Origin of the sequence: Streptomyces sp. SM11, from assembly GCF_002910905.1 — a bacterium.
In the GTDB taxonomy this organism is placed as follows: Bacteria; Actinomycetota; Actinomycetes; order Streptomycetales; family Streptomycetaceae; genus Streptomyces.
In genome coordinates, this window is the sequence record NZ_NEUE01000023.1 from 1 (window position 1) to 6220 (window position 6220).

At 73.9% G+C, this 6220-nt stretch carries 8 protein-coding genes and 1 pseudogene; 1 reads left to right on the plus strand and 8 read right to left on the minus strand.

Going from position 1 to position 6220, the window contains the following annotated elements:
* The 6 genes from trpC to hisI all read right to left on the minus strand — a co-directional run.
* On the minus strand, positions 1–764 hold a 764-nt coding region (gene trpC, locus B9S58_RS01640), incomplete at its 3' end, for an indole-3-glycerol phosphate synthase TrpC (RefSeq protein ID WP_103530377.1).
* 114 nt (positions 765–878) lie between these two features.
* Positions 879–1289: a DUF2752 domain-containing protein gene (locus B9S58_RS37730; RefSeq protein ID WP_181009142.1), complete on the minus strand. Its 411-nt coding sequence runs from the start codon at positions 1287–1289 to the stop codon at positions 879–881.
* Between the two features lie 396 nt (positions 1290–1685).
* The gene (locus B9S58_RS01650) at positions 1686–1937 is read right to left on the minus strand and encodes an HGxxPAAW family protein (RefSeq protein WP_103530372.1); all 252 of its coding nucleotides are present in this window, start codon (positions 1935–1937) and stop codon (positions 1686–1688) included.
* Positions 1938–2049: 112 nt separating this feature from the next.
* Positions 2050–2724 carry a TIGR02234 family membrane protein gene (locus tag B9S58_RS01655; RefSeq protein WP_103530373.1) on the minus strand — a complete coding sequence of 225 codons (675 nt, stop codon included), beginning with the start codon at positions 2722–2724 and terminating at the stop codon, positions 2050–2052.
* 14 nt (positions 2725–2738) lie between these two features.
* Positions 2739–4232 carry an anthranilate synthase component I gene (locus B9S58_RS01660; protein ID WP_103530374.1) on the minus strand — a complete coding sequence of 498 codons (1494 nt, stop codon included), beginning with the start codon at positions 4230–4232 and terminating at the stop codon, positions 2739–2741.
* Between the two features lie 11 nt (positions 4233–4243).
* The gene (gene hisI / locus B9S58_RS01665; protein WP_103530375.1) at positions 4244–4624 is read right to left on the minus strand and encodes a phosphoribosyl-AMP cyclohydrolase; all 381 of its coding nucleotides are present in this window, start codon (positions 4622–4624) and stop codon (positions 4244–4246) included.
* Positions 4625–4708: 84 nt separating this feature from the next.
* On the opposite strand from hisI, the gene B9S58_RS01670 reads away from it, so the two are divergent.
* Positions 4709–5341 (plus strand): TIGR03085 family metal-binding protein, encoded by a 633-nt coding sequence (locus tag B9S58_RS01670; RefSeq protein WP_103530376.1) that lies wholly within the window; start codon positions 4709–4711, stop codon positions 5339–5341.
* A 25-nt stretch (positions 5342–5366) separates the two neighbouring features.
* Here the strand turns inward: B9S58_RS01670 and B9S58_RS01675 are convergent.
* Positions 5367–5693: pseudogene (locus B9S58_RS01675) on the minus strand (MFS transporter); the annotation flags it as partial.
* Positions 5694–5745: 52 nt separating this feature from the next.
* Positions 5746–6220, minus strand: a 475-nt coding sequence (locus B9S58_RS01680; protein ID WP_181009141.1) for a CdaR family transcriptional regulator, incomplete at its 5' end; no start/stop codon positions are given.

Consider the following 6220-nt stretch of genomic DNA (forward strand, 5'->3'; position numbering starts at 1 on the left):
AGGTCGGCGACGGCGGCGCGCGGGTCGCGGCCGGTGACCAGGGACTCGCCGACCAGGACGGCGTCGGCGCCGGCGTTGGCGTACGCGATCAGGTCGTGCGGGCCCCGGACGCCGGACTCGGCGACCTTGACGATGTGGTCGGGGATCTCGGGGGCGACGCGCTCGAAGGTGGAGCGGTCGACCTTGAGGTCCTTCAGGTTGCGCGCGTTGACGCCGATGATCTTGGCTCCGGCGTCCACGGCGCGCTCCGCCTCCTCCTCGTCGTGCGCCTCGACGATCGGGGTGAGCCCGATCGACTCGGCGCGCTCGATCAGGGAGACGAGGGCCTCCTGGTCGAGGGCTGCGACGATCAGCAGGGCGAGGTCGGCGCCGTACGCCCGGGCCTCCCACAGCTGGTACGAGGTGACGATGAAGTCCTTGCGCAGGATCGGGGTGTCGACCTTGGCGCGGACGGCCTCCAGGTCGCCGAGCGAGCCACCGAAGCGGCGCTCCTCGGTGAGGACCGAGATGACGGACGCACCGCCCGCCTCGTAGTCCGCGGCGAGCGCGGCCGGGTCGGCGATGGCGGCAAGGGCCCCCTTGGAGGGCGACGAGCGCTTGACCTCGCAGATGACGGTCACGCCCTCGCCGCGCAGGGCGGCGACTCCGTCCTTGGCCTGGGGAGCGCGGGCCGCGCGCTCCTTCAGCTCGTCGAGGCTGACGCGCGCCTGCCGCTCCGCGAGGTCGGCGCGAACGCCGTCGATGATCTCGTCGAGCACACTCACGCGAGCGGCCCCCTTCCGAACGGTGATGAGGGAACAGGATCAGCCATACCGATGGTATCCGCAGGAGGGCCCGGGGCTCGCATCCGGCCACGCCGCGTCCCACTACCTGGGCATTCAGGGGGCCAGCGCCGAGCCGAACGGCAGATTCCGGACCACGGTGAAGATCAGCAGGACGGCTCCCACACCCCACCACCAGGCCGGTGCGAGAACGATCCGCAACGGCTGTCCGCGCCGGGCCCTGACCAGCCAGACGACCCAGACGGCGGCGAAGAGGAAGTAGCCGACGGTGGCGATCGCGTTGGCGGAGAACGCCGCGCCGAGATCGCCGTGGATGAAGGCGTGGGCGCTGCGCAGCCCGCCGCAGCCGGGACAGAGGACCCCGGTCAGCTGCAGCAGCGGGCAGGCCGGGTAATGGCCTGACTCGTTGGGGTCGACGGTGCCGACGTAGGCGAAGGCGCCTGCGACGGCGGCGAGGATGCCGATGGGGGTGGCGAGGCGGCGCACCCGGCCTGTCGGGCGGCCCATCCAGCCCGTCCGGCGTTCGAGGACGGAATCGTGGCCCTGGGGGCCGGGCACCTGCGAGGGTCCCTCGCCCGGGGGACCTGTGAGCTCCGGGCCCACCACGGCGAGGGTTCCGTCCTCAAACGCCGGACGGGCTGAGGTGGGCATGGCCATGTCGGGGGCCGGGCGGACGGTCAGCGGCGTGCTCCAGGGGCCGGCGCCCTGCGGCGCGGCTTCCGGGCGGGCCTGGTCGGGTCCGTGGCCCGGCGGGGGCTCCGTTTCCGGGTCCGGGGGCTGGGCTGCGGCGGGGGTAGGTGAGGCGTCCACCCGGTGATTGTCCCCCGCCGACGCGAAAAGGCGCAGCCCCACCGGGGCTGCGCCTGTCTGCGTGTCGGTCGCCGGGACGGGCCGGCGGCCGGGTCAGTGGGAGATCTGCGCCTGTCCTGCGCGCTCCCTGGCCTCGATCAGCTCGGCCGACTCCTTCGGCATGCCGAGGCCGGCGGTCTTCATGGCGAGGCCCACGAGTCCGCCGGCGAAGATGACGGCGATACCGGCCCAGAAGCCGAGCGGGTTGGCCGCGACCATGAAGACGCCTGCGACGCAGAAGCCGATGAAAGCAATGGTGACACCGGTCCAGGCGGCCGGGGTGTGTCCGTGGCTCGTGCCCGCCATGAGTTGCTCCTCGTTGGTGTTGCGCTGTGGGTGACGCTGTACGTGTGGCCGCCGCCCGGGGGACGGCTCGGGCCCATTGTCCCGCACGGGGCTGCGAGAGGTGAGCGTGGGGTCACGCCTCGCGCGTCGGGTCCTCGCCGCGGTCCAGGGCCTTCCACAGGTCCTCGGGCCGGTCCGGGTCGGGGGCGGTGCGGGGCGCCTTGCCGGGGCGGGGGGTGCCGTCGCGCTCGTACTTTCCGGACATGGCGGGCCAGCGGCTGCCGTAGCGCAGCGCGAGGAGCCCGGCCAGCAGGATCAGCAGGCCGCCGGCGGCGGTGACGTAGGGCCAGGCGGTGTGGCCAACGGCTTGGATGGTGGCCGCCGCGTCGCCGGTGGTTCTGGCGGCCTCCTCGTCGAGGGCCGTGCTGTCGGATCCGCCGGCCCAGGCGCTGAGGACGGCTCCGAGGCCGCTGAGGGCGAGGAGGGCGGCCACGATCCGGCGGCCGACGCCGCGTACGGCGAAGACGGCGACGAGGGCGGCGAGAGAGACGACGGCCAGGGCGGCCGGGACGCCGGTGACGTCCTGACCGTCGACGGTCAGCGGGAAGGCGCCGCCGCCGGTGGCCGCGTCACCCTCGGCCCAGGTCTGCCCGGAGGCGAGGAGGACGACGGTCGCGCCGACCGCGCCGAGGAGCAGTCCGGCAGCGAGACTGCGACGGCTCCCTGCGGAGTCGGGCGCGGCGCCGGACGCGGTGTCGGCGGTTCGGGCACGGGGCTGGGGTACGGGGACAGCGCTCACGCCCTCCACTATCCCCTACCCGTTCAGCCGCCGTGGAGCCGGTTGGCCGTATGGACGGCGCGGAGCACGGCCGCCGCCTTGTTGCGGCACTCGGTGTCCTCGGCGACCGGGTCGGAGTCGGCGACGACCCCGGCTCCGGCCTGGACGTACGCGGTGCCGTCGCGGAGCAGGGCGGTCCGGATGGCGATGGCGGTGTCGGAGTCCCCAGCGAAGTCGAGGTAGCCGACGCACCCCCCGTACAGTCCGCGGCGGCTCGGCTCCAGCTCCTCGATGATCTGCATGGCGCGGGGCTTGGGCGCGCCGGAGAGGGTGCCCGCGGGGAAGCAGGCGGTCAGCACGTCGAAGGCGGTGCGGTCCTCGGTGACGCGGCCGGTGACCGTGGAGACGATGTGCATCACGTGGGAGTAGCGCTCGATGGACATGAAGTCGACGACCTCGACGGTGCCGGGTTCACAGACCCGCCCCAGGTCGTTGCGGCCGAGGTCGACGAGCATCAGGTGCTCGGCGCGTTCCTTGGGGTCGGCGAGGAGCTCGTCGGCGAGCGCCTGGTCCTCCTGCGGGGTGACGCCCCGGTGCCGGGTTCCGGCGATGGGGTGGACCATGGCCCGGCCGTCCTCGACCTTGACGAGGGCCTCGGGGCTGGAGCCGACGACGTCGAACCCGTCGAGGCGGAAGAGGTACATGTACGGGGACGGGTTGGTGGCCCGCAGCACCCGGTAGACGTCCAGGGCGCTCGCCGTGCACGGGGTCTCGAAGCGCTGGGAGGGGACGACCTGGAAGGCCTCGCCCGCCCGGATCCGCTCCTTGATGTCCATGACGGCCGCCCGGTAGGCGTCGCCGCCCCAGAGCGCGGTGTACGGCGGCAGCTCGGAGGGGGGCAGGACAGCGGGGGCGCTCGCGACGGGGCGGCGCAGGTCCCGCTCCATCGCGTCGAGGCGGGCGACGGCGTCCGCGTGCGCCTCGTCGACGCCGGATTCGAGGTCGTTGTGGTTGATCGCGTTGGCGATCAGCAGGACGGTGCCGTCCCGGTGGTCGAGGACGGCGATGTCCGAGGTGAGGAGCATGGTCAGCTCGGGCAGCTTCAGGTCGTCGCCGCCGTGCTCGCCGATCTTCTCCAGGCGGCGTACGACGTCGTAGCCGAGGTAGCCGACCATGCCGCCGGTGAACGGCGGCAGGCCCTCGCCGCCGACCAGGTCGCGGGGGGTGTGCAGGGTCTCGACGGTGGCGCGCAGCGCGTCCAGCGGATCACCGGCCACCGGGACGCCGACGGGCGGGGTGCCGAGCCAGTGGGCCTCACCGTCGCGGACGGTGAGGGTGGCGTCGCTGCGGACGCCGATGAACGAGTAGCGCGACCAGGTCCGGCCGTTCTCGGCGGATTCCAGGAGGAAGGTGCCGGTGCGTTCGGCGGCGAGCTTGCGGTAGAGGCCGACCGGGGTGTCGCCGTCCGCGAGGAGGCGGCGGCTGACGGGGATGACGCGCCGGTCGACGGCCAGCTTGCGGAAGGTGTCGAGATCCATGGCCGGTGACCTTACTGGGCGGGAGCGAGGAGGACGTCGGCGTCGAAGCAGGTGCGGTCGCCCGTGTGGCAGGCGGCGCCGGTCTGGTCGACCCGGACCAGCACGGTGTCGGCGTCACAGTCCAGGGCGACGGACTTCACGTGCTGGACGTGACCGGAGGTGTCGCCCTTGACCCAGTACTCCTGGCGGCTGCGCGACCAGTAGGTGCAGCGGCCCGTGGTGAGGGTGCGGTGCAGCGCCTCGTCGTCCATCCAGCCGAGCATCAGCACCTCGCCGGTGTCGTACTGCTGGGCGATGGCCGGGACCAGACCGTCGGCACCGCGCTTGAGGCGGGCGGCGATGGCCGGGTCGAGGCTGCTGGCGGGCGGCGTGGCGCCGGGCGTGCTCGTCATGGGCCCATTGTGCCGTGGCCGCGAGGGCCTTCCGGGCGGACGTCCACTGGGCGGACCCCGGGTGACGGTCGTACGCTGGCGGGCATGTCGACCCATGCGAAGCGTGAACGTCTCCTGCTCGCCGATCTGTTGGAAGCGGCCGGCCCCGAGGCCCTGACGCTGTGCGACGGCTGGAAGACCCGCGATCTGGCCGCCCATGTGGTGGTCCGCGAACGCCGCGCGGACGCGGCGGGCGGGCTGTTGGTCAGCGCGCTGAAGGCCCGGCTGGAGCGGGTGCAGGCGGAGTTCGCGGCAAAGCCGTACGAGGAACTGATCCAGCTGATCCGCACCGGACCGCCCCGGTTCTCCCCGATGTCCCTCAAGCAGATCGACGAGGCGGCGAACACCGTCGAGTTCTTCGTCCACACGGAGGATGTGCGCCGGGCCCAGCCCGACTGGTCGCGCCGCGAGCTGGACCCGGTCTTCGCCGATGTGCTGTGGTCGCGCACCGAGCGGACGGCCCGGCTGCTGGGCCGCAGGTCCCCGGTGGGGCTGGTGCTGCGCCGCCCGGACGGCCAGACGGCGGTGGCCCACAAGGGGACCCCGGTGGTGACGGTGACCGGGGAGCCCACCGAGCTGCTGCTGTACGCGTCCGGCCGGCAGGACGCGGCGGACGTCGAGGTGGAGGGCGACCCGGCGGCGGTGGAGCGGCTGAGGACGGCCGAGCTGGGGATGTAGGGCCCGGGGCTCCGGGGGTGCCGGGTCAGCGGGGCAGTTCGGCGCGGCGGAGCACGGTGAAGGCGAGGCCCGCCGCGCCACCCGTCGCGCACACGGCCGCGCTGACGGCGTAGACCGGCCCGGTGCCCCGGAGGGCGACGGCAGCCCCCGTGACGGGGTGGCTCAGCGGGACGAGCGCGTAGGTGAAGAACGTCGATACGGAGGTGACCCGGCCCAGGTACGTCGGATCGGCGGTGGTCTGGACGAGGGCTCCGCACAGCGCGCCGGCCAGGCCGCCGCCGAGGCCGACGTACGCGGCGGCCGCGGCGGCTGCGAGGGGCACGGAAGGGACCTGCGCGGGGGCGGGGACGCCCGGCACGACATTGATGCACGGGAAGACTTGCGCAAGAAGAACTGCGTAATATCTATTGCGGAGTTCTTCGGGGGCCGAGCAGCCGCCGCGCCGCCAGGGCGAGCGAGACCTCGACCGCGTCCCGGGGGCGGGTGAGGCAGCGGCCGGTGAGCTGTTCGAAGCGGCGGAGGCGGTTCAGGACGGTGTTGCGGTGGCAGTAGAGCTTCGCGCCCGCCCGCTGCGCCGAGCCGTCCGCGTCCAGCCAGGCGGTGAGGGTGTCCACGATGACGTCGCGGTCGGCGGGGTCCAGCCGGTCCAGCGGGCCCAGCACCCGGTCGGCGAGCGCCCCGGCGAGGGCCGGGGAGGACGCGACCAGGGCGTCCGGAAGGTGCTCGTCGAGCAGGACGGTGCCCCCGGAGGCGGGGCAGGTGCGCAGCGCGGTCTCCGCCAGCCGCCGGGCGTCGCCGAGCGCGGCCAGTCCCTCGACGGCGGAGCCGATCCCGGCCCGGGTCCCGGCCGGCACGTCCAGCGCGGCGGCCAGCTCGCTC